This is a genomic window from Streptomyces sp. NPDC001415 (assembly GCF_053597395.1).
This window is the reverse complement of record NZ_JBSFIE010000005.1, coordinates 318,929-342,379: the sequence shown is the minus strand read 5'-3', so window position 1 is coordinate 342,379 and position 23,451 is coordinate 318,929. Positions and strand designations below refer to the sequence as shown.

Annotated in this window: 17 protein-coding genes; 8 read left to right on the top strand and 9 right to left on the bottom strand. The window is 70.7% G+C overall.

All coding sequences use genetic code 11. The features are described 5' to 3' along the window. Positions 1 to 64 precede the first annotated feature (64 nt). On the top strand, positions 65 to 982 hold the full coding sequence (locus ACWC2B_RS09400) for an ATP-grasp domain-containing protein (protein WP_450715865.1): 918 nt from the start codon (positions 65 to 67) through the stop codon (positions 980 to 982). Next, a complete protein-coding gene (locus ACWC2B_RS09395) occupies positions 979 to 1,800 on the top strand; it encodes an ATP-grasp domain-containing protein (protein ID WP_450715864.1) in 822 nt (273 codons plus the stop codon). The genes ACWC2B_RS09400 and ACWC2B_RS09395 overlap by 4 nt, the downstream gene beginning before the upstream one ends. A gap of 227 nt (positions 1,801 to 2,027) precedes the next feature. Here the strand turns inward: ACWC2B_RS09395 and ACWC2B_RS09390 are convergent, their stop codons facing one another. Together ACWC2B_RS09390 and ACWC2B_RS09385 are read right to left on the bottom strand one after the other, a co-directional pair. After that, a complete protein-coding gene (locus ACWC2B_RS09390; RefSeq protein WP_450715863.1) occupies positions 2,028 to 2,636 on the bottom strand; it encodes a histidine phosphatase family protein in 609 nt (202 codons plus the stop codon). Positions 2,637 to 2,838: 202 nt separating this feature from the next. After that, on the bottom strand, positions 2,839 to 3,336 hold the full coding sequence (locus ACWC2B_RS09385) for a DUF2000 family protein (RefSeq protein WP_450715862.1): 498 nt from the start codon (positions 3,334 to 3,336) through the stop codon (positions 2,839 to 2,841). Between ACWC2B_RS09385 and ACWC2B_RS09380 the strand changes: the two genes are divergently transcribed. Further along, positions 3,335 to 4,135 carry an AraC family transcriptional regulator gene (locus ACWC2B_RS09380; protein WP_450715861.1) on the top strand — a complete coding sequence of 267 codons (801 nt, stop codon included), beginning with the start codon at positions 3,335 to 3,337 and terminating at the stop codon, positions 4,133 to 4,135. The genes ACWC2B_RS09385 and ACWC2B_RS09380 overlap by 2 nt on opposite strands. Positions 4,136 to 4,160: 25 nt before the next feature. Here the strand turns inward: ACWC2B_RS09380 and ACWC2B_RS09375 are convergent, their stop codons facing one another. From ACWC2B_RS09375 to ACWC2B_RS09360, 4 genes are all read right to left on the bottom strand, one after another. Continuing rightward, positions 4,161 to 4,760 (bottom strand): hypothetical protein, encoded by a 600-nt coding sequence (locus ACWC2B_RS09375; protein ID WP_450715860.1) that lies wholly within the window; start codon positions 4,758 to 4,760, stop codon positions 4,161 to 4,163. Further along, complete coding sequence (locus ACWC2B_RS09370; RefSeq protein ID WP_450715859.1) at positions 4,757 to 6,004, bottom strand: MAB_1171c family putative transporter; 1,248 nt, start codon at positions 6,002 to 6,004, stop codon at positions 4,757 to 4,759. Before ACWC2B_RS09370 ends, ACWC2B_RS09375 begins: the two co-directional genes overlap by 4 nt. A 43-nt stretch (positions 6,005 to 6,047) precedes the next feature. Beyond that, a complete protein-coding gene (locus ACWC2B_RS09365; RefSeq protein WP_450715858.1) occupies positions 6,048 to 6,674 on the bottom strand; it encodes a toxin in 627 nt (208 codons plus the stop codon). Between the two features lie 80 nt (positions 6,675 to 6,754). After that, positions 6,755 to 7,219 carry a hypothetical protein gene (locus tag ACWC2B_RS09360; protein WP_450715898.1) on the bottom strand — a complete coding sequence of 155 codons (465 nt, stop codon included), beginning with the start codon at positions 7,217 to 7,219 and terminating at the stop codon, positions 6,755 to 6,757. Positions 7,220 to 7,749: 530 nt separating this feature from the next. On the opposite strand from ACWC2B_RS09360, the gene lanL reads away from it, so the two are divergent. Beyond that, on the top strand, positions 7,750 to 10,578 hold the full coding sequence (lanL, locus tag ACWC2B_RS09355; protein WP_450715857.1) for a class IV lanthionine synthetase LanL: 2,829 nt from the start codon (positions 7,750 to 7,752) through the stop codon (positions 10,576 to 10,578). A 241-nt stretch (positions 10,579 to 10,819) separates the two neighbouring features. Here lanL and ACWC2B_RS09350 read toward each other — a convergent pair whose 3' ends face one another. After that, on the bottom strand, positions 10,820 to 11,386 hold the full coding sequence (locus tag ACWC2B_RS09350) for a DUF2165 domain-containing protein (protein WP_450715856.1): 567 nt from the start codon (positions 11,384 to 11,386) through the stop codon (positions 10,820 to 10,822). Positions 11,387 to 11,982: 596 nt separating this feature from the next. Continuing rightward, positions 11,983 to 14,331 (bottom strand): D-alanyl-D-alanine carboxypeptidase, encoded by a 2,349-nt coding sequence (locus ACWC2B_RS09345; RefSeq protein ID WP_450715855.1) that lies wholly within the window; start codon positions 14,329 to 14,331, stop codon positions 11,983 to 11,985. A 308-nt stretch (positions 14,332 to 14,639) separates the two neighbouring features. Between ACWC2B_RS09345 and ACWC2B_RS09340 the strand changes: the two genes are divergently transcribed. Next, entirely contained in the window at positions 14,640 to 16,409 is a 1,770-nt protein-coding gene (locus ACWC2B_RS09340; protein WP_450715854.1) for an Imm49 family immunity protein, read from the top strand. 69 nt (positions 16,410 to 16,478) lie between these two features. On the opposite strand, the gene ACWC2B_RS09335 is transcribed toward ACWC2B_RS09340, so the two are convergent. Then, the gene (locus ACWC2B_RS09335) at positions 16,479 to 17,486 is read right to left on the bottom strand and encodes a LacI family DNA-binding transcriptional regulator (RefSeq protein WP_450715853.1); all 1,008 of its coding nucleotides are present in this window, start codon (positions 17,484 to 17,486) and stop codon (positions 16,479 to 16,481) included. A gap of 402 nt (positions 17,487 to 17,888) precedes the next feature. Here ACWC2B_RS09335 and ACWC2B_RS09330 point away from each other — a divergent pair, with 402 nt between their 5' ends. The 3 genes from ACWC2B_RS09330 to ACWC2B_RS09320 all read left to right on the top strand — a co-directional run bounded on the left by ACWC2B_RS09330 (position 17,889) and on the right by ACWC2B_RS09320 (position 23,444). Then, the gene (locus ACWC2B_RS09330) at positions 17,889 to 21,080 is read left to right on the top strand and encodes a GH92 family glycosyl hydrolase (protein WP_450715852.1); all 3,192 of its coding nucleotides are present in this window, start codon (positions 17,889 to 17,891) and stop codon (positions 21,078 to 21,080) included. A gap of 264 nt (positions 21,081 to 21,344) precedes the next feature. Further along, positions 21,345 to 22,337 (top strand): zinc-binding dehydrogenase, encoded by a 993-nt coding sequence (locus tag ACWC2B_RS09325; RefSeq protein ID WP_450715851.1) that lies wholly within the window; start codon positions 21,345 to 21,347, stop codon positions 22,335 to 22,337. A 123-nt stretch (positions 22,338 to 22,460) separates the two neighbouring features. Further along, entirely contained in the window at positions 22,461 to 23,444 is a 984-nt protein-coding gene (locus ACWC2B_RS09320; RefSeq protein WP_450715850.1) for a GlxA family transcriptional regulator, read from the top strand. Positions 23,445 to 23,451: the final 7 nt, after the last annotated feature.

Below are 23,451 nucleotides of genomic sequence, written 5' to 3'. Positions count from 1 at the left end.
ATCCTGTGTCGTCACAGCTCGCCGGACGGGATCGGCGGACGTCCGGGCATTACGGGGAAGGTCGATGAGGCTCTGCTTCCTGGTGGAAGAGCACTACCGCCATGACGGCATGCCCGTCGAGGTGATCCGCCAACTCGACGCGTGGGGACACCAGGTCGACGTGGTGCGGCCCGGCGGCTCCCTGCTGCGGATGTCCGAGGCGGTCCGTGCGGGCAGCCACGACGCCTGGGTGCTCAAGACGGTCTCCGGCGGCCCGGGGCTCCCGCTCCTGGAGGCGGCCGCCGCGGTGGGCCTGACCACGGTCAACGACGTGCGGTCCATCCGCGGGGTACGGGACAAGGCGCTCGCCTCGGCCATCGGGCGCAGCCGGGGGCTTCCGGTGCCCATGACGTACGCGGCCGCCCGGCCCGAACTGCTCGCGGAGATACCCGAGTCCGAGTACCCGCTGGTGGTGAAGCCCGCCGACGGAAGCTCGGGGCGGGCTGTGCACCTCGTGCCGTCGCCGGACCGGCTCGCCGCGATGCTGCCCGTGCTCGCCGGCGAGGGGATGCTCATAGCCCAGCCGTACGTCCCCAACTCGGGCATCGACCTCAAGGTGTACTGCGTCGGAGGCGAGCTGTACGCCACCGAGCGCCGCTCACCGCTCCACCCCGACCAGGGTGTGCGCGAACGGCACGTCCCGCTGCCCGCCGAAGTGGCGGCCATCGTCGACCAGGTCGGCGCTGTCTATGGACTCGACCTGTACGGCGTCGACGTGCTGCTCGGTCCGGACGGGCCGGTGGTCGTCGATGTGAACGACTTCCCGAGCTTCCGCCAGGTCCCGGACGCGGCGGCCAAGGTGGCCCGCGCGGTGCTCGAACTGGCCCGCACGGGAAGCGAGGTCGCCGCGGCGGCCTTCGTGTCCGGCACGGGACGGATCCCGGAGCAGTCGTTCGGGGCGCAGCCGGTCCGGAGCCCGGCGGGGGCGGGCGACGGCCGATGAGGAACACGACGACGGTCGGGCTCATCACGCCCGAGCCCGGCCATCCGCTGCTCGCCGCCACGACGGAACTGCTCAGGCACGAACACCGGGTGGTGACGGTCCACCCGGAGACGGCCGAGCCGGCGCTGCTGGGGCGGCTCGCGGACGTCTACCTGCTGAAGTCGCGCACGCCCCGGGCTCTCGGGCTGGCCCGGGATCTGGAGGCCCGCGGGGCCCCGGTGATCAACTCGGCGGAGGCGACCGCCCTGTGCCAGGACCGTACGGCGATGGCGGAGCGGGCCCGGGAGGCGGGGCTTCCCTTCTCGGCGACCCGCACCTTCGGCTCGCCGGCCGAACTCATGGCTGATGCGCATGCGGCCGGACCCTTGGTGGTGAAGAGCCGCCACAGCAGGCGGCACGACCTCGTGGCCCGCGTCGACAGCCCCGGCCAGTTGGCCGAGCTGGCCGACGCGTGGGCGGACGAGCCCGTCGTGGCGCAGGAGTTCGCCGAGAACAGCGGCTATGACCACAAGCTCTGGGTGATCGACGGCACGGTCTTCGCGGCGCTGCGCCGCTCCGAGCTCGCCCCCGAGGGCCGCGGCCCGACCGTGCCGCTCGCACTCGGTGAACTGCCGCCCGGCTGGGCCGAGTTGGTGGTCGAGGTCGGCGCTGTCTTCGGCCTCGACGTCTACGGGGTCGATGTCATAGACACCGGGGAGGGCACCCCGCTGATCGTCGACATCAACGCCTTCCCCGGGATCAGGGGGCAGGCCGGCGCCCCGGAGGCTCTGGCGGCGCTGGCGCTCCGCAGAGCCGACGCGGCGGTCGCGGCGGCCTGAGAAGGCGGGGCCGAGAGCCCCGCCAGGGTTGGCGGCGCCTGGTGCGCGCACCAGGCGAATCCGTCGCGGGCGGGCGGGTACGGCACCCGCGTATCGGCGGTGATGTACCGCTCCCGGGCCTTCACCATCTGCCCGTCCGGCATCGGTACGCACACTCCTCCAGCCCCTGAAAGCTGATCCTGCCGGAGTGCAGCCACATGCCCGAGCGGCTCGCGGTATCGCCCCGCTCAGTGAGCCGTGTGCTGCAGCACCGTGTTCCAGGCGGTGATCACCGGCCGGTCGTGTTCGCGGCCGAGGCGGGACATCGCCCCCGTGTCGAGGACGAACAGCGCGCCACCCGATGCCGGCAGGCCGAGGTAGCGGGCCGTGAGTACGCGCAGGAAGTGGGAGTGGGCGATCAGGACGACGTCGTCGTCGCCGGCGCGCAGGGCCGCCTCGGCTTCGGCCAGGACCCGGTCCGCCCGCGCGCCGACCTCGGCCGGGCTCTCGCCGCGGTGGCCGGCCGGGCCGGGGGCGACGCCGTCGGTCCACAGGTTCCAGTCGGGGCGGCCGCGGTGGATCTCGACCGTGGTGATGCCCTCGTAGCCGCCGTAGTCCCATTCATGGAGATCCGGGGTGATCCGGGCGTTCTTGAAACCGGCCAATTCGGCCGTGTGCACGGCCCGTTGGAGCGGGCTGACCAGGGCGAGCCCCACGGGCCGGTCGGCGAGCAGCGGCGCGACCGCCCGGGCCTGCTCTTCTCCATATGCCGTGAGTGGCAGGTCGGTGTAGCTCGTGTGCTGCCCCGACAGCGACCATTCGGTCTCCCCGTGACGTACGAGGATCAACTCACCCATGGCTGTGTATTCCGTTCTCCGCGTGCGTCCCCCGGGCCGGTACCGCCCCGGCCGTACGCGGGGACAACCCCGAGGGGGGCGCACACATTCCGTGCGCACCGGCGTGTTGGTTGTCGGATACCTCACGCGCCGAGTGCATGAGCGGAGTGAGCGAGCGGGCCGGCCCGGGATGGGCCCGGCCCCGCTTGGCGCGAACTCCCGCTCAGGGGTGCATGCGTGCCCCCTTGAGGATCTTGTCGACCGCGTTGCGCGGCCCGTGGACGGCCAGCCCGACCAGATCGAGGTCGGCCCCGGGCACGGCCCGGACCGCCGCCCGGTTGTCCGCGTCGTTGCCCGTGCCGAACATGTCGCTCGTGAACACCGCCCGGGGCAGATCGCGGCTCAAGATGCGCGCGTGGGCCGCGCGCAGAACCTCCTTGCCTCCCTCGAAGACGAGGACCGGCTGGCGGAACAGCGGGAGATAGGGGGTGCCGTCGGCATCGGCGTACGGCTCGCCGATGATCTCGGGCAGCGCCGTGCCGAGCCCGCTGACCAGGAAGGCCGTCACATTGAGCCGCTGCCAGCTCTGCAGGTCGTCGCGCAGCAGCACGGCGATCTTCGTGTCGAAACGTACGGGTGCACTGTCTGGTGTCATGGACTGCGATGTCATGGACTGAGACTGCCGAACCCGCCCCGGGCGCGTCTTGTACGTTCCTTGCATGACCGCAAGACAGGAGATCTCCGCTTGGCGGCCCCGGGTCGCGGGAGTCGTGGAGGTCTTCCACGCCCGGTTCACCGAGCACTCCTACCCGATGCACGTCCACGACAGCTGGACGCTGCTGATCGTCGACGACGGCGCGGTGCGCTACGACCTGGACCGCCACGAACACGGCACGCCGGGCGGCGCGGTGACCCTGCTGCCGCCGGACGTACCGCACAACGGCTCACCGGCCACCGTCCAGGGCTTCCGCAAGCGGGTGGTCTACCTGGAGCGGACCCAGCTCGACGAGAGTTTCATCGCGCCCGCGGTGGACGGCCCGGACCTCGTGGACGCCGTACTGCGCCACCGGGTCGGGCAGTTGCACACCGCGCTCGCGCACCGCGGCGAGGAGCTGGAGGCCGAGAGCAGGCTCGCGCTCATCGCCGAGAGGCTGCGCGGCCATCTGCGTCCGCGGCGCGTGACCGGCCGGCCGGGTCCCGACCGCTCGGTGGCGCGGCGCCTGCGCGAGCTGCTCGACGCACGGGTCGTCGAGGGCGTGACCCTGGACGAAGCCGCGGGTTTGGTGCACGCGCACCCCACCCATCTGGTGCGCGCCTTCACCGCGGAGTTCGGCATCGCGCCACACCAGTACCTGACGGCCCGTCGGGTCGACCGGGTCCGCGGGCTGCTCCTCGACGGGCGGGCGCCCGGTGACGTGGCCCGCGCCACCGGGTTCTACGACCAGTCCCATCTGACCCGCCACTTCAAGCGCGTGGTGGGCACGGCGCCGGGCCGCTATGCCCGGCAGGCCCGGGCCTGACGCGCCGGGTTCGGACGCCCCGGGTTCAGACGAACAGGAACGCCGCCGACGTGGCCGCGCCCAGCGCGCCGCCCGCCACCGTCTGCATGACCGTGTGGTAGCTCAGGGCGACCCGCGACCAGCACACCACGGCCGTGATCGCGTAGGCCAGCAGCCACCAGGGGGAGTGCACCACGGCGAGCAGCGCCACGACCGCCGAGGCGACGGCGGAGTCCACCGAGATCTTCCAGACCGTGTTCACGGCGAGCAGGAAGATCGTCATCACCCACAGGGCGAGCATCGCGGCCAGAATGCCGGTCGGGGCATGGCCGAACACCATGACGAGCGAGCCGGCCCCGATCGATCCGAGGATGACGAAGAAGATCGGCGCCCGCTTGGTGCGGTCGACGACATGCCGGTCGCCCCAGGTGCCGCGCTTGCGCTCCCACTCGATGTAGCCGGCCGGTATGAGCCCCGCGCACAGCGCGCCGAGCAGCCCCCACAGCAGGCCGGTCCACTCGCCGGCCGCGGCCAGGCCGATGCCGAGCATGCCGGCGAGCAGGACGTTGCGGGGCTGCAGGACGTCGGTGACGGTGCGGGCCGTGGCCGTCGTACGGCTGTCGGGCTCGGTCAGGGTGTCGCTCACGCGGTCTTCTCCAGGGAATCCAGGACGCTGCGGGCGCGCTCGCCGCTGATGGTCCGGTAGGCGGCGGCCACCCGTACCAGCCAGGCGACTTCGCCGTCCTGGTCGGTGGCGTGCTTGGTGTCGACGGCCGCGGCATCGCCCGCGGCGGCGCCGTCGGCCTTGGCGGCGAGCGCCGCCTTGATCCAGTACGCCTCGGCCAGCGGCCCCTCGGCCCCGGCGCGCGGGCTGTCGTCGGACGCGGCCCGCTTGGCGGCCGGGAGCAGCGCGTCCGGCACGTAGTGGCGCAGCTTCTCGACGGCGTCCGCGATGTCCGCGGCCCACCGGTCGATCCGCAGGTCCGCCGGGGTGCCGAACCGGGTCAGCTCGCGGGTGAGCGAGGCCGGCGGTTCGAAGGGCTGGTCGGGGAACGCCGTCATCAGCTCCCGCCACAGCGGATGCAGCCGGGCCTGCGCCCTCCACAGCCGCACGCGGCGCCAGCCCTTGCTGAACGCGGGGATGGACGCGCCGAGCGCGAAGAACGCGAACAGGACGACCTGGGCCGCCTCGGTGACCTCGTCGAACTTCAGGGCGAAGGCCGCGCTCGGCTGGTCGGCGACGCTGATCCACAGGAACAGGGTGCGGCTGAGGGTGTAGCCGACGCCGATGAACATGGCGAACGTCATCATCCCGAGGCCGATCCGCAGATGGCGGGCCGTGGCCCCGGCGGTGGCGAGCGCCCACTGGTAGGCACAGACGGCGGAGGCGGCACCCAAGTACAGGTAGAACACGCTCATGTAGAGCGTGGCGCCCCACTGCCCGGCGTGATCCGACACGAACCGGTCCGAGGCGTACGAGCGGTCGACCACGGTGAAGAAGAGCACGGTCAGCAGGATCAGCGTGGCGACGGACGCCTTGGCCGCCACCTGCTGGATGAGCCGGGCGAACCGGACGTGGCGGGGGATGGCGCCGCCCTCCGGGAAGTGCCCGTAGATCGCCACGATGTAGCTGAGGATCGCCAGGATCGCGATGGTCGCCGTGTAGTGCTTGATCAGTACGGCGAGGTCGACGACGGGGCTGTTGTTGAGCCCGATGCGTACGACCTTCGTCTTGGTCCACAGGGCAATGGCGAAGCCGGCGTAGCAGCCCCACAGGGCGCGCCTGCGTTTGTCCTCCTCGTCTCCCCAGAGCGCTGCGGGCATGCGCCACAGGGCGACGGCAGTCATCACGCCGGCTATGAGATAGCCGGCAAGGTCAAGCGCGGTCACGGAGATTCCTCGGGGGACGGGGAGGGGGACAGGAGGAGCGGGGCTATGAGCGGCGGAAGAAGCCGCGGCGCCGGTGGGCGACGGGCCGGGAGAGGGAGTTGGCGAGCCGCCCGACCATGTCGTCGCTCGTCACGTCGCGGGCCATCCGGGGGATGAGCGAGGCTCCGAACTCGGCGATCCGCTCGTCGTGGGTGTCGTACTGGGCCCGCGCCTGGATGGGGCCGCCGGAGCGGAAGGCCTCGGTGACCGCGGGCGGCAGCCCGTCCGGCTCTTCGACCACGGGCTCGGCCCGTGCGGTCGGCTCGTCGGTGGCGAGGACCCGGTTGATCAGCGAGGTGTTGAAGACGGGAAGGAGCTGGCGCAACTGGTCGGCGCTCAGGGTCGTGCCGTGGTCGAACCACTCGTGGCACAGCTCGTGCAGGATGACGTGCTGGGTCTGGTAGGCGGTGGGGCGCCGCCGGTAGAGCACGAAACTGGTGCCGCCCGACTTGAGGCGAAGACCGCAGGCGGCGTTCACGCGGGCCAGGCGGTCGGGCAGTTCGTGCAGCACGATGGTGCGGCCGCGGGCCTCTTCCATGTTCGCCACAAGACCCGGAATGCTGAACGGGGCCGGGATGGGCAGATCCGCCAGTCCGGCTTCGCACTCTCTCCGCAGCTCGCGCATGGACATTGAGACCTCTTGATCGTAGTCACGCGTGTGTGACAAGCGGTCTGCGATCCTAGCCAATCCTCATGAACGCGCGGCGGCCGCTACCCGGGCTGTCCGCCAGGGGCGGCTTCGGGCGTGTCCCGCCCGTCCTTGCTGTCTTTGTTGTCCTCAAGGAGGGAGAGGACGAACTGGAGCAGCTCCGGGTCGAGCCCGTCGTCGTCGATCCCGCGGCCCGCCAGGCCGCTGATCTCCCCGGTACGCCGCTTCGCGAGGAACTGGAGCCCGGCCACGACGTCGTCGACCACGTCGGACTCGTCCTTGAAGAAGCGCCAGTCCACGCCGAAGCCGAGCCCGAGCGCCTTGAGGATCTCCTCCGACGGATTGGTGACCTTGCCGGCGAGGATGTTGGAGAAATAGCTGTGCGAGAGCGAGCCGCCCCGCTCCTTGACGAGATCGGCGAAGACCCGGCCGGAGATCTTCTCTCCCGGAAAGGTCTTCTCGACCATGTACTCGACCTTCTGCTGCAACGTCGTCAGCTCTGGAGTGCGCTCTTCGCCGTTGTCCATCAGGGTCCCCACGTCCACGTCCGCCGCTCATGCGCTGTCCGACGATGCGCGATGTTCGATTCGGTCAACGGATTCGTACTTTAACCGACCTTGGTGCAGGAGCCCGGTCGACGGGGAGGCTGTCGGCCACGGTCGATGGCGACAAAACGGAACATCTTGCTCCGCGATCGAAACCGGACTTGCGGAAACACTCTACGTCACTGTTAACTCGAAAAAACACGAACAAGGAGCCACGAGGGGAGTTCCTTGCTCGGGTGGTCGCTGTGCCCTGCGCGCTTGGCGTGTTCAGGGTGCGCGGCCATGGCAAGCAGGTGTAGCCCTTCGCGACGGGGGACGCGCGAAGGGCTACACATGCATTATGCACGTTGTCTGCGGAGTTCGGCGACCACTCTCGTCGGGGTATCGATCGACTCCGCCCAACTCCTAGCCGGATACGACCGATCGTCGAGCCGGGCCCGAGGCCGGCGCCCCTGCGACTTGGCCGGGAAACGCCTCCCGTCCCCGGGGGAGCGCACTGCCATGCTGGCCGGGTGACGTCGAACTATCGGCCGATCCTCGCGCGGATCCTGGCGCAGGCGGAACCGACCACCCCATGGCGGGTGCACCACCGCGACCCCTGGTGCATGGTTTCTCCGGCGCACCACATCAGCCGCCGGCAGGGCTGGAAGCTCCATGTGTCGGCCACGCCCCTCTCGGCGCCCCAGGTCCTGGAGAGCGCGGCCCGCGTGCTGGTCACACACGGCTGCGCGTTCAAGTTCGCGGCCACCGCGAGCATCGCCGCCGAGATGAACGCGGTCCGCGCCGCCCGCGCCCAGTCGGGCAAGTTCCTCACCGCCTATCCTGCTGACGACGAGCAACTGCGGCTCCTGGCCGAGGAGTTGGACGCCCGGACGCGCGGCCTGGCCGGGCCGGCGATCCTCTCGGACCGGCGCTATCGCCCCGGCAGCCTGGTGCACTACCGCTACGGCTGCTTCGCGCGGCCCCGCGAACTCAACGACGAGGGGTTCTACGAGGGCCGCCTGCGCGCACCCGACGGGACCTTCGTGGCCGACGAGCGGAACCCCTGGTTCGCCCCGCCGCCCTGGGCGGGCAGCCCCTTTCCCGTATCCGCATCGGCGAGTTCCGGACGGCGGCGCGGCGACCCGGTCCTCCTCGCCGGCCGCTACCTCGTCAAGGAGGCGATCCGGCACTCCAACCGCGGCGGTGTCTACCGCGCCCGCGACGAACGGACCGGCGACACCGTTCTGCTGAAGGAGGCCCGCCCCTACGTCGGCGTCGGGTTCGACGGCAGGGACGCACGGGACTGGCTCCGGCACGAGGCCGAGATCCTGCGCCGGCTCGCCCCCCTCGGGATCACCCCGGCGGTACGGGAGGTGTTCGAGGCGGGCGGCCATGTATTCCTCGCCGAGGACCTGATCGAAGGCGTGAACCTCCAGCAGTGGACCGCCGACCGGCTGCGCACCGGCGACGGACGCGTCCTCGTCGCCGAGGCCTGGAGCCTCGCCCGCGAACTGGCCGTGATGATCGGCCAGTTGCACGCCGAGGGCCTCGTGCTGCGCGACTTCAAACCGGGCAACGTCGTCATGACGCCCGACGTCCGGCCCGTACTGGTCGACTTGGAGTGCGCGGTACGCACCGGCACTCCGGCGCCCGTTGCGGGAACGCGCGGCTTCACGGCGCCGGAATACCTCGAAACCCCGGCCGCCGGTCCGGACGTCGCCCCGCCCGGACCCGGGCCGGAGGCGGACTGCTTCAGCCTGGGTGCGACGCTGCTCCATGTGACGGCCGGGATCAGCCCGGTCCTCGCCCCGGACTCCCCGCCCGCGAGGCCGACGGGTGAACGCCTCGCCGAACTCATCGCCACGGCCGCCCCGGAACTGTCCGCCCTGCGCGCGCTGGCCCCGCTCATCACGGGGCTGACCGGGGACGGCGCGGAGCGGTGGACCCTGGAGCAGGCTGCGGAGTATCTGAGTAAGGGGGCGGGCGCGAGGGAGGAGGTGCGGGCGAAGGGGCAAGCGGGCGCGCGGCTCCTGGAGGGGGACTCCGGCCCGCGGCCCGGCGTGGCGCGCCGGGGCCTCGTACTGCGCTCGACCCCCTCGGGCCCCGCTGTCCCTTCCCTAGACCGTCTGCTCGCCGACGGACTCGCCTTCCTCGCGGACTCGATGGACCCGACGCGGGAGTACCTCTGGCCCGGCCCGGCCTCGCTCCCGGACGGGGACGCGTGCAACGTGCAGCTCGGCGCGGCCGGTGTGCTCGCCGTGCTGGACCGGGCGGTGCGCTGTGGACACGAGGCGGCCGCGCCCACCCTGCACACCGCCGCCGCGTGGCTCGACCGCCAACTGGCCGCGCCGGGCCGCATTCTGCCCGGCCTGTACTTCGGCCGCTCAGGCGCCGCCTGGGCCCTCTTCGAGGCGGCGACGACTCTGGGCGACCCGGCACTGGCGGACCGTGCGATCACGTACGCCCTGAACATCCCGCTCGAAGGCGGCAACCCCGACATCTGCCATGGGCTGTCCGGGGCGGGCCTGGCGCAGCTGCACCTGTGGCACGCGACCGGCGACCGGCGCTTCGCCGAACGGGCGGTCCAGTGCGCGGACGGCGTGCTGAGGCTGCTGCACGAGGGGCCCGGAGTCGAATGGGACGCGGGCCCCGAGTTCCGTGCCGAACTGGCGGGTTCGCTCTGCTACGGGTTCGGGCACGGCGTCGCCGGGAACGCGGCCTTCCTCCTCGCGGCCGGCCGGGACCTGGACCGGGCCGACCTGATCGACATCGCCGTCGGCGGAGGGCACGCGCTGTGTGCCGTCGCCCAATGGCGCTCGGGCAGCGCGCACTGGCCGAAGGGCCCGGGCCGCACCGAGCGCCCCGGGCTGAACTTCTGGTGCAACGGCACATCCGGCATCGGCACCTTCCTGGTGCGGCTGTGGCACGAGACCGGCGACCGGCGGTTCCTGGAACACGCCGAGGGCGCGGCACGCGCGGTCCGGCAGCAGCGCTGGCAGGTCGGCCCGGGAACCTGTCACGGGGCGGCCGGCAACGCCGAGTTGCTGCTCGACCTCCACGAGATGACCGGCGAGACCGGACACCGGGAAGCCGCCCTCGACCTCGCGTCCTGCCTGACCTTGCGGGCGGCCCGGCGTGACGGCCGGTTCCTGGTGCCCGACGACACGCTGCGCGAGATCTGCGCCTCGTACAACGTGGGGATCTCCGGCGTACTGGACTTCCTTCTCCGCCTCACCCACGGCGGACCACGATCGTGGCTGGTCGACCGGCCGGCCCGAGGGCACCACCCAACCCCTGGAAGGGACATGGCACATGGAGAGCCTCGTTCTGGAACTGCAGGAGCTGCCCGAAACCGATGAGCAGCAGCTCGAACCCATGATGTGTTGCGACACCGGTCACCACAGCTTCGATTGGACCGACCTGTGCGCGGCGCTCGACTGACACCCTCCGGCGCCTCGTGACGGCGTGATGAAGTCCCTGGCCTCCCTTGTCACCAGCACGGCTGCGACCACCTCGCAGCCCGGGTGAGCGGCACCTGTGCGGGCATGTTCGCAGCCCGCACAGGATGCGCCCGACGATCCTGGTCCGACGTCAACCCGCCTATTCGGTAGGTGAGGTGGAACTCGGCAGATGAACGACCACCAGGACGATGCCCGCCACCATGAAGTTGCGGGCCGCCGCGTCGAGGCCGTTCCAGGACTTGGACTGCCACATCGAGAACCACTCCCCGCCGACAGCCATGAACCCGGCGCCGAACAGCAGCAGCACCATCAGCAGCCCTATGGTGCTCAGCCGTCGGGCGCGGCCGAACCCGGCCCGGCGTCGCAGCCCGCCGAACCACACGACGGCCGCCGCTATGAGCACCAGGGCCGCCAGCGTCTCCCAGGCGATGATCAGCACGTACGCGATGTCCTGGAGCGTGCTCGACGTGATGGCCCGCCACATGAGATCCGGGTCCTTGAACGTGGTGTCCATCGCCAGCACGTGACGGACGAACTGGCGGTTGGTGTCGAAGTCGGTGATGTTGCCGAAGGCGACGAGCGCCATGTACAGCGCGACGGTCGCGGTGAGCAGTGTCGCGGCAAGCGGCAGCGCCGGAAGGCGTGTCCCGTTCGAGGGGCGTGCGCCGCCCGCCGTACGTGCCCCGAACCCGAACCTGGAGGTCATCCCGTACTCCCTTGTCGCACCGAACCGGTTCCAGCACCGAACCAGCGGGCTCTGCGCGCGCGCCCGTCGATCAGCCTGCCCACCATCGTGCCGCGCACCACTGACAATCGAGGAGGTCCGGTGCATCGTCACGGAGGACCATACCGGCGAGCGCCGCCCGGACATGATCTTCGCGTGGGGAGGGAGTGTGACCGAGCCGGGTACGCCGACTGCCCCGGAGAGAGGTACGGCTGCCGGCTGGAGGAGCCCGGCCGTCTGAACGTCCTTACTGGACACGGGCGTTGACGGTCGACACACCCTGGAGTTGACTCGGCGATGAAACAGCGCACCAGGGAAGGAGCTTGACCATGATTCCCGAGCAGCCTGTTCCTCCTACTGCTCCACCGAACCCCCCGTTCGCGACTCCCCGCCCAGAGGCGGGCCCACCGCTCCGCGCGGCCGACTGCTCCTGTGGCCCGGGCTGCCAGTGCGGATGCCAGAGCGGCGGCCCCTGCCAGTGCGGGGGCGCCGTCCCCTGCTGACCCCGTAAGAGCCTGCGTCCAACGACCGAGCGGCCCCGCCGACATGGCGGGGCCGCTCGGTCGTTGCCTGCCGGGTCAGCCGAGCCGGGTGAGCTTCGCGCCGAACGACGGCTTGGCCAGATCGTCCTTGAGCGCGACCGGCACCTTCACCTCGCCGGTGCCACTGCCCACGGTCAGCGTGCCGACCTCCGTGCCGGCCTTCGCCGTGTGCGGCAGCTTCTTGCCGCCGTCCGTGAGGCTGATCCCGATGGAGGCGCCGGACCAGACGGGTACGCTCAGGTCCTTGGTCGCCACGACCGGCACCGTACCGCCGAGGCCGTCGTCCACCTGGCCGACCACCTCGCCCTTCTTCACCACCGTCTCGCTCCTGAGCGCCTTGTCCGCGGCCAGGATCAGGCTCTTGCTGGCCGCCGTCGCGGTCTCGATGATGCTCGGCTTGTGCTGGCCGAACACGGCGCCGATGACCAGCTGCTTGCTGTCGCCGACCGTCGTCTCGGCCGCGAACAGCAGATTGCCGCCCGCCTTGGTCGTGGACCCCGTCTTGATGCCGACGACTCCGTTCAGCGGGACGAGCTTGTTGAAGTTGTGCTGCGTCCTGGCCGTCTCGACCGTGCCGCCGCCGGACGTCGTCGTCGACGTGTACGACGGGAGCTTGGCGATCTGCCGGAAGATGGGGTCGGCCATGGCACGCTTGGCCAGTTTCACCTGGTCCTCGGCGGTGCTGACCGTGGATTCCATCAGGCCGCTCGCGTCGGTGTACGTCGTGTTGGTCATCCCGAGTTCCTTGGCGGTGTCGTTCATCTTCTTGATGAACGCCTCCTCCGTCGACGCGTCCCAACGGGCCAGCAGGCGGGCCACGTTGTTCGCCGAGGGCAGCATGACGGCCTGCAGGGCCTCCAGTTCGGAAACCTGCTGCCCGGCCTTGACCTCGACGACCGACTCCTTCTCCTGGACGCCGTTGGTGTAGTCGTCCTGCGCCTTCTGGTCGACCGGGATCGAGGGCCCCTTGTCGCCGGCCTTGAGCGGGTGGTCCCGCAGGATGAGGTACGTGGTCATCACCTTGGCCACGCTGCCAATGGGCAGCGGCTTCATCTCCCCGTACGTGCCCATCCGGCCGAGGCCGTCGATGTCGACCACGGCCTGCCCCTCGGTCGGCCAGGGCAGCGACAGGGCGCCGCCGTCAGCGGTGTGGCTCGACTTGCCGGTCAGCTTGAGCGTGGGCGTGGGGAGCGGACGCAGCGCCTGGACCGCCACCAGGACGACGGCGAGCAGCGCCACCAGCGTGCCCCAGATCTTGATCCTGCGCGCGACCGTACGGCCCACCGTCTCGGCCTTCGGCGGGGTGTTCGTCAGCTGCGCGAGCAGGTCGAGCGGGGGCGGCGGCCCCGCCGAATCGCCGGATCTGGACGCGGTCGCGGGCGCCGTGGCGGAGGCGGGCGGCCGGGTCAGCGCCATGGTGCGGTCGTTGTCCGCACGCGAGGGCGCGGCGAACTCCCGGGTGCGGTCCGACTCGGTGGAGAGCTCGCCGGACTTCTTGCCGGACGACGGCGGTACGGGCGTCGGGGCGACGGGGCGGGGCGGGGTCGGATGCGGCAGATCCGGCTTCAGCGCGACGAACTCGCTGGTCCGCTCGGAATCCGACTCCCTGCGGGCGGCCCAGGAGGGGGCGGGGGGTTTCGTTGCGGAGCCCGGGGCCGGGGCCGCGTCTGGGGCCGTGTGCGGGGCGGACTCCGTGTCCGTGTCGGTGTCCGAGTTCGAGTCCGTGACCGGGGCGGACCCCTGGTCCGTGTCCGAGTGGGAGTCCGACTTCGGGTCCACGCCCGCGTCCGGGCTGCGTACAGGTACAGGTGTGGGGACGGGAGCGGAGGCGGGTTCGGGCTTCGCCGATGCCTCGGGTGCGTCTGCCGCGGGACGCTCGCCGTCTCCTCCGGGCTGCTCTTCGCGCTCTTCGCGCTGCTCGGGCTGCTCGTCGTTCGGCGGGGTGCTGGTCGAAGCGCCCTCGGCGCCCTCGGCGCGCTGCTCGCGGTCAGCCTCGCCGTCTGCGTCCTGGTCCGCGTCGTCCGCGTGGTCCGAGTGATCCGTGCCGTCCGCCTGGTTCGAGTCGCACTCGGGGGACGACCCGGGGGACGCTTCCTCGGCCGGCCGCGCGGCTTCCTGCCGGGTTGCCGAGGACGAAACCGCCAAGGTCTTGTCGGCCCGATCGGCGCGATCGGTCTGGTCCGGAGTCGGCTCGGGGCCGCCGGAGTCGGGGCCGACCTCGTTCGCCTGGTCCGCCGGAGCCTGCGCCGACTCCGTACGAGCCTCACGAGCCTCGGGGCGCTTACTCTCGTCCCCCGCCGCCTTCACCGCAGCGGCGGCCTCGTCGCCCGGTACCGCCTCCTTGCCGGAAACCCCGCCCGCCTTCGCGCTGTTCTTCTCGTTCATACGTAGTGCAGCCCGCCTTGCTGATGCTGATCTCGCCCTGTGCTCTGTGCTGTCGGCCGCCTAGACGTCTGGAAGATACGAAGTCGTTCCAGTCGGAAGCCCTCATTTCCGATCTGATCCGAAACCTTCGTGACACCAGGCGACCAAGCAGGCAGCAACACGATCGCACGTTCATGTGACCAAATGATGACAAAGGCGCCTCGGGACCTGTCATGAGGCCCAGGCTGTCTGCCGCCCCCGACGCATTGTCAGACCCCCTTCCTATGCTGGCAGGGCAAGATCGAACGGGGACTCGTCGGGAGGCAGAGGTGCGGATCGAGCGCCATCGAATCGGTGAGGCGGCGTTGACCGCCGCGGAGGCCGGCTTCGCGGAGCGGATCGCGGGGGACGTACATCGGATGCAGCATGATCCGCGTCCGTCCCGGGCCTGGCGTTCGGTCGCCGGCGCCTTCCTGGACTACCTCGGAGCGCGGTCCATACGGCTGCCCGAGCTGGGCGGAAAGGACGCCGAGGTCGCGCTCGGATCGGCGGCCGCCGCCGCGGTCGGCGCCCTGGAGCTCACCCTGTCTCCGGGGCGGCAGCTCGATGTGTTCATCGACTACGTCGGGGCAGGGGTGTCCTACGGCGGCGAGTTCGACGCCGAAGAGGAGGACGCGGACCAGAGCAGGCAGGTCTATTCCTTCGAGTGGCTGGACGGCTTCTACCTTGCGTTCCTCGCCCAGACCTCGGACCGCAAGACCGAGATGTTCATCGAGGCCGCCCCGCCGTGGCGCGGAAACGAGGGGCGTGCCGATGTGGCGCTGGTCCACGCCTTGATGGCATACGTCTTCGGGCATGAGGAAGGGCCGGACGACGCGGCCTGGCCTGGGCCGGTCCAGGACGTCGAGAAGTGCGCGCTGATCGACATGCTGGCCGCGACGCTGGGCGAAGGCGACGACTGGCCGGGCCACCGGGCCGCCCTCAGCACCCTGCGAGCGCTGGCGGCGGGCGACGAAGAGGCCTTCACCCGGTGTCTGGCAACGCAGTTGGAGCAGTACCGAAGCCGAGCCGAGGGAGGCGACGCCGGGCCGCGAAGCCTGTTGCCGCTGGACGCGATGGCGCTCATGGCGATGGCCCACCGCAGGCAGGGATGGCGCACGCGCATCGACTCCGCGTACCTTCCGCGGGCGCTGGTGACCGGCTTCGCTCCCGGCGCGCCCCGGGTCCGGGCGTACGGGCGGGACAAGCGCGCCGATGCCGTGGCCGCACTCGCCACCGGCCCCCTCGTGGTCGACAGGCCGCCGCACCCCTTCGCGGCGCAGTCCACGGACGCGTCCCTGTACGACGACTTCGCCGCACAGGAAATGGACCGGTTCCACGACCCTGCCGAAGACCCGAAGACGCTCGCAAGGGATCTGACGTCGCTCATGGCGGACCAGCGGCAGCGTTTCCTGGTGCGGGCAGCGCTCGATCCGGACGGGACGGATACGTGCCAGTACGAGGCTCTGCTGCTCGGCGCCGAGGCCGGAGCCGGCGCCCTGCGCGTGGCGCGCGCCGAGCCCGGCACGGAGGTTGAGGTCGCGATCGGAGGCACGACAAGGCTGCTGCCGGCGTGGCGCAGCTCCTACCGGCCCAACCCGCACCAGTGGCAACAGGCAGTGGCGCTGGCGCTGGTCGTCGGAGCGCGCAAGCCGCTCGCCGACTGCGTCCTCGTCGAGCCCGAGTTCTTTGCGGAGGACGGCCGTCCGTCACCCGGTGGGGCGTACTGCGCGGCGCTTCACGACTATCTGCGGGGCGTCGACCCCGAGCCCGCGATGGACCACGCGCTGACGACAGCTGCCCGGATGGCCGACGGCAGCTTCCTCGCCCCACCAGTCTCGCTGCTGTCCCAGCTCGTCGAGGGCGACCAGCAGGGCTTCGCCCTCGCGCTGGCCGACGCCCTGGAGGAACACCGCGAGCACTACACGGTGGGTGACCGGGGCAAGGACATAGAAGCGGCCGTCAACCTCGATGTGCTGGGGCTGGCCTGCCACGCCCGTCGCATCGGCTGGCCCGTCCCCATACGCTCGCCCTACCTGCCCGAAGGGCTGCTCCGGTAGCGGGAGTAGGCCCGCTGACCGTGTGCCCGCCTGCTGACCGAGGGGGCCTCGCTGACCGAAGGGACGCCGCTAGCCGCGAACGCGCCCGATGGATCCCGAGCCCCGGACGATGAGCCGGGTCAGGAGGACGACGGAGCGGGGTGCGGAGCGGTCGCCGTCGATCCGGGAGAACAGGAGGTTCGCGGCCGTCGCGCCGAGCGCGACCGGGTCCTGGCTGACGACGCTGAGCGGCGGGCTGAGCCGGTCGGCCAGCGGGAAGTCGTCGAATCCGACGAGGGCGACGGGATCGGGCCGCCCGAGCCCGTCCATCACGCCGATGGTGATCAGGTCGTTGGTGGTGAACAGCGCCGTGGGCGGATCGGGCAGCGCCCGCAGTTCGGCGAGAGCGGCCGCGGCATCGGACTGGGAACGCAGTCCGTGGCGTACGAGACAGGGATCTTCGGGTATGCCGTGGGAGGCGAGGGCGCCGAGGTAGCCCGCGTGGCGTTCGCGCTGGGTCCAGATGTCGAACCGGTCGCCCAGGTAGGCGATCCGGGTGTGCCCATGGCCGAGCAGGTGGCTGACGGCGCGCTCGGCGCCCGCGCGGTTGTCGACGGTCACGGTGTCGACGGCCAGCCCCTTGGCGGGCCGGTCGACGCAGACGACACAAGTCCCGCCCTCCATGGGCCGCTTGAGGAATCCGTGGCCTCCGTTGGTCGGCACCAGGATGAGGCCGTCCACCTGGCGGGCGGTGAACGCGGCTATGACCTCACGTTCGCGGCGGGGTTCGTCGTTGGTGCTGCCGACCAGGACGAGAAAGCCGCGCCGATGCGCTTCGTCCTCGACGGAGCGGGCCATGAGCGCGTAGAACGGATTGGCCAGGTCGTCGACGACAAGGCCGATGGTGGACGTGCGGAGGTTCTTCTGCCGCAGGTTGCGGGCGTTGTCGTTGCGCTGATAGCCCAACTGCCGTATGGCCTGCTCGACTCGGGCGGCGGTGTCCGGTGAGACCCCGGGCTCGCCCGACACCGCGCGCGAGACGGTCATGGGGCTCACTCCCGCCGCGCGGGCCACGTCCTTCATCGTCGGGCGCTTCACGAGCCTCCTCATCGACCGGTCCGCGCCCGGGTCCGGCACGGCGACGGCTCGATGATGACAGACGACGCCCCATGTCAGGCGGCCAACGGGTGGCCTGTGACCGCCGAGAACGAAGCCGCGGAAGAGACCACCGCGGCTTGGTAACGTTCCCATGAGGGAAGCCCCGCCCGGCCTCATTCAACTGACTGATCATCAAAAATGGCTGAACGGACGGTGATTGCTCCCTATGGCCGATGGCGACGGAACCTCAAGGTGAACAAGGGGCGCGATTTCATCCACCACCCTTGACGGGTGGTCAGGGACACCTCAACAATCCTGAGTTGATTGGTAACGTTCACATGCACACCGAGCATCCCCGCCCCCGAGACCGCCCGCCGTACGGCGAGCGGCCTCTGCGAGAAGGTGGTCCCCCTCGTGCTCCGCTCCGTGCCTTCCGCCGGATCAGTGATCCGGTCCAGACGCCTCTCCCGATGCGTCGGCGCCTTCAGCGCCCTCGCGCTCTCCGCCTTAGGGCTCGCCGGCCTCGCCGTGGTGCCCGCTCACGCGGCGACCCTTCCCTTGACGCAGTACGTCGACCCTTTCATCGGCACCGACGACAGCAACGCCCCCAACCCCGTGCCCGGCGGCGCCGGGGGCAGCACCTACCCCGGGGCCGTGGTGCCCTTCGGCGGCGTGCAGTTCGGGCCGGACACACCCACCGCCTCCCCGTCCGGCTACCGCTACAAGGACACCTCCGTCGAGGACTTCAGCCTCACCCACTTCGACGGCGCAGGCTGCGCCAACAACGAGGACCTGCCACTGCTGCCGGTCACCGGCGCGCTCGGCAGCTCTCCCGGCACCAACTGGACGAGCTACGCGTCCGGTTACACCAAGGCGAACGAGGTCGCCAAGCCCGGCTACTACAAGACCCGCCTCGACCGCTACGCCACCGATGTGGAGCTGTCCGCCACCACCCGCACCGCCATGGGCAAGCTGACGTATCCCGCCTCGACGGCCTCCCAGCTGCTGATCAACACTGGCCGCAGCGCCACCGGAAACCGCGCCGGAACCGTGCACATCAACGGCAACGAGCTGACCGGAAGCGTGACCGCGGGCGGATTCTGCGGCTCGTCCAAGACGTACCAGATCTACTTCGACGTGCGCTTCGACCGGGCGCCGACCGGCTTCGGAACCTGGTCGGGCGGCACCGTCAGCGACGGCTCGGCCGGCGCGTCCGGCACCAACACCGGTGCCTACGTCACCTTCGACACCACCAGCAACGCGGCGGTCCAGTTCAAGGTCGGCCTGTCCTACGTCAGTGTCGCGGGCGCGCAGGCCAACGTGACCTCGGAGAACAACGGCTGGGACTTCGACGCGGTCCGCGCCGCGGCGGACAGCTCCTGGAACCAGATGCTCAACCGGCTCCAGGTCTCCGGCGGCAGCGCCTCCGACAAGCAGAAGTTCTACACCGCGCTCTACCACGTGCTCCAGAGCCCCAACATCTCCAGCGACGTCAACGGCGACTACCGGGGCTTCGACAATGCCGTGCACAACTCGGCCAGGCCGGTGTACCAGAACTATTCCGGCTGGGACATCTACCGTTCCTGGGCGGCGCTCATCGCGCTCATCGCACCCACCGAGGCGAGCGACATCGCCAAGTCGATGGTCCTTGACGGGCAACAGGGCGGGCTCCTGCCCAAGTGGTCGCAGCAGACCAACGAGGACTTCGTCATGACGGGCGATCCCGGCCCGATCATCGTCAGCAGCATGTACGCCTTCGGAGCCCGCGACTTCGACACATCGGCGGCATTGTCCCTGATGGAGAAGGCGTCCAACGGCGGTACCACGCAGGGCAGTCCGATACGCGGTCGCCAGTCCACCTACACGAGCCTGCACTACCTCGACGACCCCTCCGACTCCCTCGAATACTCGGCGTCCGACTTCGCGGTGGCCCAGTTCGCGAAGTCCCTCGGCAACACATCGAGCTACACCACACACATGGGGCGCGCCCAGTGGTGGCGCAACACATTCAACTCCGAATCGTCCTATGTGCAGCAGCACAAGAGCGACGGCTCGTGGAGCTGGCCGCTCGATCCGGCCAGCCAGTCCACCTTCACCGAGGGCAACGCCTCCCAGTACACCTGGATGGTGCCCTACGACTTCTCCGACCTGATCAACTCCATGGGCGGCCCAGGAACCGCCGTCCAGCGTCTCGACCACCACTTCACCGAGGTCAACGCCGGGCAGAGCAGGCCCTATTACTACATAGGGAATGAGCCCGAGCACGGTGTGCCATGGGCCTACAACTACGCGCGCCACCCGGCCGGGGCCACCGACGCGGTGCGCAAGGTGATGGCCGAGTCCTTCACCACCGGCGCCGGCGGGCTGCCCGGGAACGACGACCTCGGGGCGACCTCGGCCTGGTACGTGTGGGCCGCGCTCGGCATGTACCCGGCCACGCCCGGTGCGGACACTCTCGCGCTGCACGGGCCGCAGTTCCCGTCCATCCTGGTCCAGCGCGCGGCCGGGAACATCACCATCAACAGTTCCGGAACCGGCCCCTATGTGCAGGCGCTCGACGTCAACGGAGCGTCCACCAGCCATAGCTACCTCCGCTACCCGGATGTCGCGGGCGGCGCGACCCTCACCTACACGATGGGTGGGACGCCCGGCGCGACCTGGGGGACTGGCGCCTTCGACGTGCCGCCGTCGTTCCAGGACGGGGCCACGCCGGTGCCCGCCGCGCCGGAGCTCGGCACCAACCTCGCGCTCGGCAAGCCGGTGACCGGATCGGCGGTCTGCGCCGCCGCGGAGTCGGCCGACAAGGCGGTGGACGGATCCCTGACGAACAACAGCAAGTGGTGTTCGTCCGCGGCGAACCCCTCGATCCAGATCGACCTCGGGGCCGTCCGGAACGTGTCCTCCTTCGTGATCAAGCATGCCGGTCTGGGCGGCGAGAACACCGGCTGGAACACCGGCGCCTTCCAGATCCAGACGAGCATCGACGGCTCCGCCTGGGCCACCGCGGCCACCGTCACCGGCTCCCGCTCCAGCCGTACCTACCACCCCGTACCGGCCAGATCGGCCCGCTACGTACGCCTCGTCATCACCAGCCCCTCCAATACCGGCGGCGGCGGGAGCAATGCCGCCCGCGTCTACGAGCTGGAGGTCTACGGTCCGAGCGGCGGCGCCCGGGACCTCGCGATCGGGCAGCCGGCCACGGGCTCCGCGTCCTGCAACACCTCGGAGACCCCGGACAAGGCGGTCAACGGCAGCTTCACCGGGGGCTCCGGTGACAAGTGGTGCTCGAAGGCGTCGGGCACCAAGACCCTCCAGGTCGATCTGGGTGCGTCCCATCCGCTGACCTCGATCACCGTGCGCCATGCGGGCGCCGGCGGCGAGAGCGCGGACTGGAACACCAGGGACTTCGACCTGAGCGTCTCCGCCGACGGCAGCACCTGGACCACGGCGGCCCAGGTCCGGGGCAACTCCGCGGATTCCACGACCAGTTCCGTCACCGGGTCGGCCCGCTACGTACGCCTCGCGGTGATCACCCCGACCCGGAACGGTGACCCGGCCGCCCGTATCTACGAGTTGGAGGTCAACGGCACCTGACCGTCATCACCGGCACCTGACCGTCACTACCGTCACTACCGGCGGCTGAGCGACGAAGAATCGGCGCCCCGCGCGCCAATTCCGAGGACGGCGGTCTACCTCAACTCCCTTGGGGTAGGCCGCTGTTGGTATCTCCACTCACAGACGTGTCTCGATCTTGCCTGCTGAAACGATTCACGTGCATAAAACGCCCTAAGCTTGGGAATTCAACCACCAGAACAGGGAACACCTGTGCGACGCAGGGGTGAAGGTGGGGATGTACAGATGAAGGCCATGCGGTTCGCCGGCGCGGGACGGCCGCTCACCATGGAGACCGTTCCGGACCCGGAGCCCGGACCGGGATGGGTGGTGGTGGACATCGAGGCGGCCGGTCTGTGCCACTCGGACCTGCACATCATGAGCGGCATGGATCTCGGCGACCTCACCGTCAAGTCCCCGGTGACCCTGGGGCACGAGGGCGCGGGAGTGATCTCCGCGGTGGGTGACGGCGTGCGGGACTTCGCGGTGGGCGACCGGGTGGGCATCGCCCTCGTCACGCACCCGGTCGAAGCGGCCCGCTTCGCGCCGGGGGTGGGCCACGACGGCGCGTTCGCCGAGCAGGAGCTGGCCCATGTGTCCACGCTGGTGCACATTCCGGACAACGTGACGTTCGCCGAGGCCGCGGTCGCGACCGACTCGGTGGCCACCGCCTACCACGCCGTGCGGACGGCCGGTTCGGTGCGGCGCGGCCTGACAGTCGGCGTCATAGGCCTCGGTGGCCTCGGCCTCAACGGCGTACGGATCGCGAAACTGCTCGGCGCGACCGTGTACGGGGTCGACATCAACCCGGCCGCCTTCGGCCCGGCGACGGAGGCCGGAGCCGCGGCCTGCTACCAGGACGTACGACAGCTCACGGCCCAACACCCCGATGTGATCGTGGACTTCGCCGGGGTCCCCGCGACGGCCGCTGCCGCCGTGGAGACCGTGCGCCCGGGCGGCCGTGTGGTGCTCGTCGGGCTCGGCGGCACCGTCGCCCCGATATCGATCGCCTCCCTGGTGATGCGCAACGTCCAGCTCGTCGGCTCGCTCGGCGCGAGCAAGGACGAACTGCGGGAGGTGTACGACCTCATCGCGCGCGGGGCGCTCAAGCCCACGGTGCAGGAGGTGCCGTTCGCCGAACTCCCGGCGGCGATGGACCGGTTGGCCCGCGGCGAAGTGAGGGGCCGCCTCTACACGCGGCCGCGCGCCAACATACGCGTCGCGGCGGAAGCCGCCTGAAGAGCGGCGTGGGGAGCGAGCTCAGGAGGAGGGCGGGGGCCGTCGGCCGACGCCCCCCGCGATGGCCGGATCTGACAGAAAACCGTCATTGCTGACATCCGGGCCCGCCCCGATGATGGTGGCATGCCCACTCCTCATCGTGTGGTCATCGCGGTCTTCGCGGACGTCGACGTCCTGGACGTGACCGGCCCCGCCGAGGTCTTCGCCCTGGCCAACCGCGTGATCCGGGGCCGGACCGAGTACCGGGTCCGGCTGGCCGGTCCGGCCCGGGGCGAGGTCGCCACCTCGGCCGGGGTACGGCTGCTCGCCGACCTCGCCTTCGACGAAGTCGGCGCCGCGGTGGACACGTTGATCGTGCCGGGGGCGGTGGACATGACGCCCGAGGGCCCGGTCGCCCGGATCGACGACCGGGTCGTGCGGTGGGTGCGCGACACCGCGCCCCACGCCCGGCGGGTGGCTTCGGTGTGCGTGGGCGCGCATGTGCTGGCGGCCGCCGGGCTCCTGGAGGGACGTACGGCGACCACGCACTGGTCGACGGCGGCCCAGCTCGCCTGCGAGCACCCCGGCGTGACGGTCGATCCGGACCCCATCTTCGTACGCTCGGGACGGGTGTGGACGGGCGCGGGCATCAGCGCCTGCCTCGACCTCTCGCTCGCGCTGGTCGCCGAGGATCACGGGGAGGAGGCCGCGCTGGCCGTCGCGCGGCTTCTCGTCATGTACCTCAAACGGCAGGGCGGACAGAGCCAGTTCAGCGTGCCGCTGTCCCGGCCCGCCTCGACCCGCAGGGACAGCGCCGAACTGCGCAGGTTCATCGCCGACCATCTGGAGGGCGACCTGTCCGCCGCCGTCCTGGCCCGGCGGATGTGCTTGAGCGAACGGCACTTCGCCCGGGTGTTCCGCAAGGAGACGGGCACCAGCCCCGCCGCCTATGTCGAGGCGGCACGGGTGGAGGCGGCCCGGCGCCTCCTGGAGAGCACCGACCAGTCGCTTCAGCAGATCGCGGCGGCCTCGGGCCTCGGCTCCCTGGAGTCCCTGCACCGTGCGTTCCAACGACAGCTCCGAGCCACCCCGGCGGCCTACCGCCGCCGCTTCCGCACCCTCACTTGACGCGGTG

Excerpts from the sequence above, each read along its gene's own strand:
- ACWC2B_RS09390 (WP_450715863.1), bottom strand. The coding sequence starts at position 2,636 with ATGGGTGAGTTGATCCTCGTACGTCACGGGGAGACCGAATGGTCGCTG.
- ACWC2B_RS09365 (WP_450715858.1), bottom strand. The coding sequence starts at position 6,674 with ATGTCCATGCGCGAGCTGCGGAGAGAGTGCGAAGCCGGACTGGCGGAT.
- ACWC2B_RS09395 (WP_450715864.1), top strand. The coding sequence starts at position 979 with ATGAGGAACACGACGACGGTCGGGCTCATCACGCCCGAGCCCGGCCAT.
- ACWC2B_RS09380 (WP_450715861.1), top strand. The coding sequence starts at position 3,335 with ATGACCGCAAGACAGGAGATCTCCGCTTGGCGGCCCCGGGTCGCGGGA.
- ACWC2B_RS09350 (WP_450715856.1), bottom strand. The coding sequence starts at position 11,386 with ATGACCTCCAGGTTCGGGTTCGGGGCACGTACGGCGGGCGGCGCACGC.
- ACWC2B_RS09385 (WP_450715862.1), bottom strand. The coding sequence starts at position 3,336 with ATGCAAGGAACGTACAAGACGCGCCCGGGGCGGGTTCGGCAGTCTCAG.
- ACWC2B_RS09345 (WP_450715855.1), bottom strand. The coding sequence starts at position 14,331 with ATGAACGAGAAGAACAGCGCGAAGGCGGGCGGGGTTTCCGGCAAGGAG.
- ACWC2B_RS09325 (WP_450715851.1), top strand. The coding sequence starts at position 21,345 with ATGAAGGCCATGCGGTTCGCCGGCGCGGGACGGCCGCTCACCATGGAG.
- ACWC2B_RS09320 (WP_450715850.1), top strand. The coding sequence starts at position 22,461 with ATGCCCACTCCTCATCGTGTGGTCATCGCGGTCTTCGCGGACGTCGAC.
- ACWC2B_RS09360 (WP_450715898.1), bottom strand. The coding sequence starts at position 7,219 with ATGGACAACGGCGAAGAGCGCACTCCAGAGCTGACGACGTTGCAGCAG.
- ACWC2B_RS09400 (WP_450715865.1), top strand. The coding sequence starts at position 65 with ATGAGGCTCTGCTTCCTGGTGGAAGAGCACTACCGCCATGACGGCATG.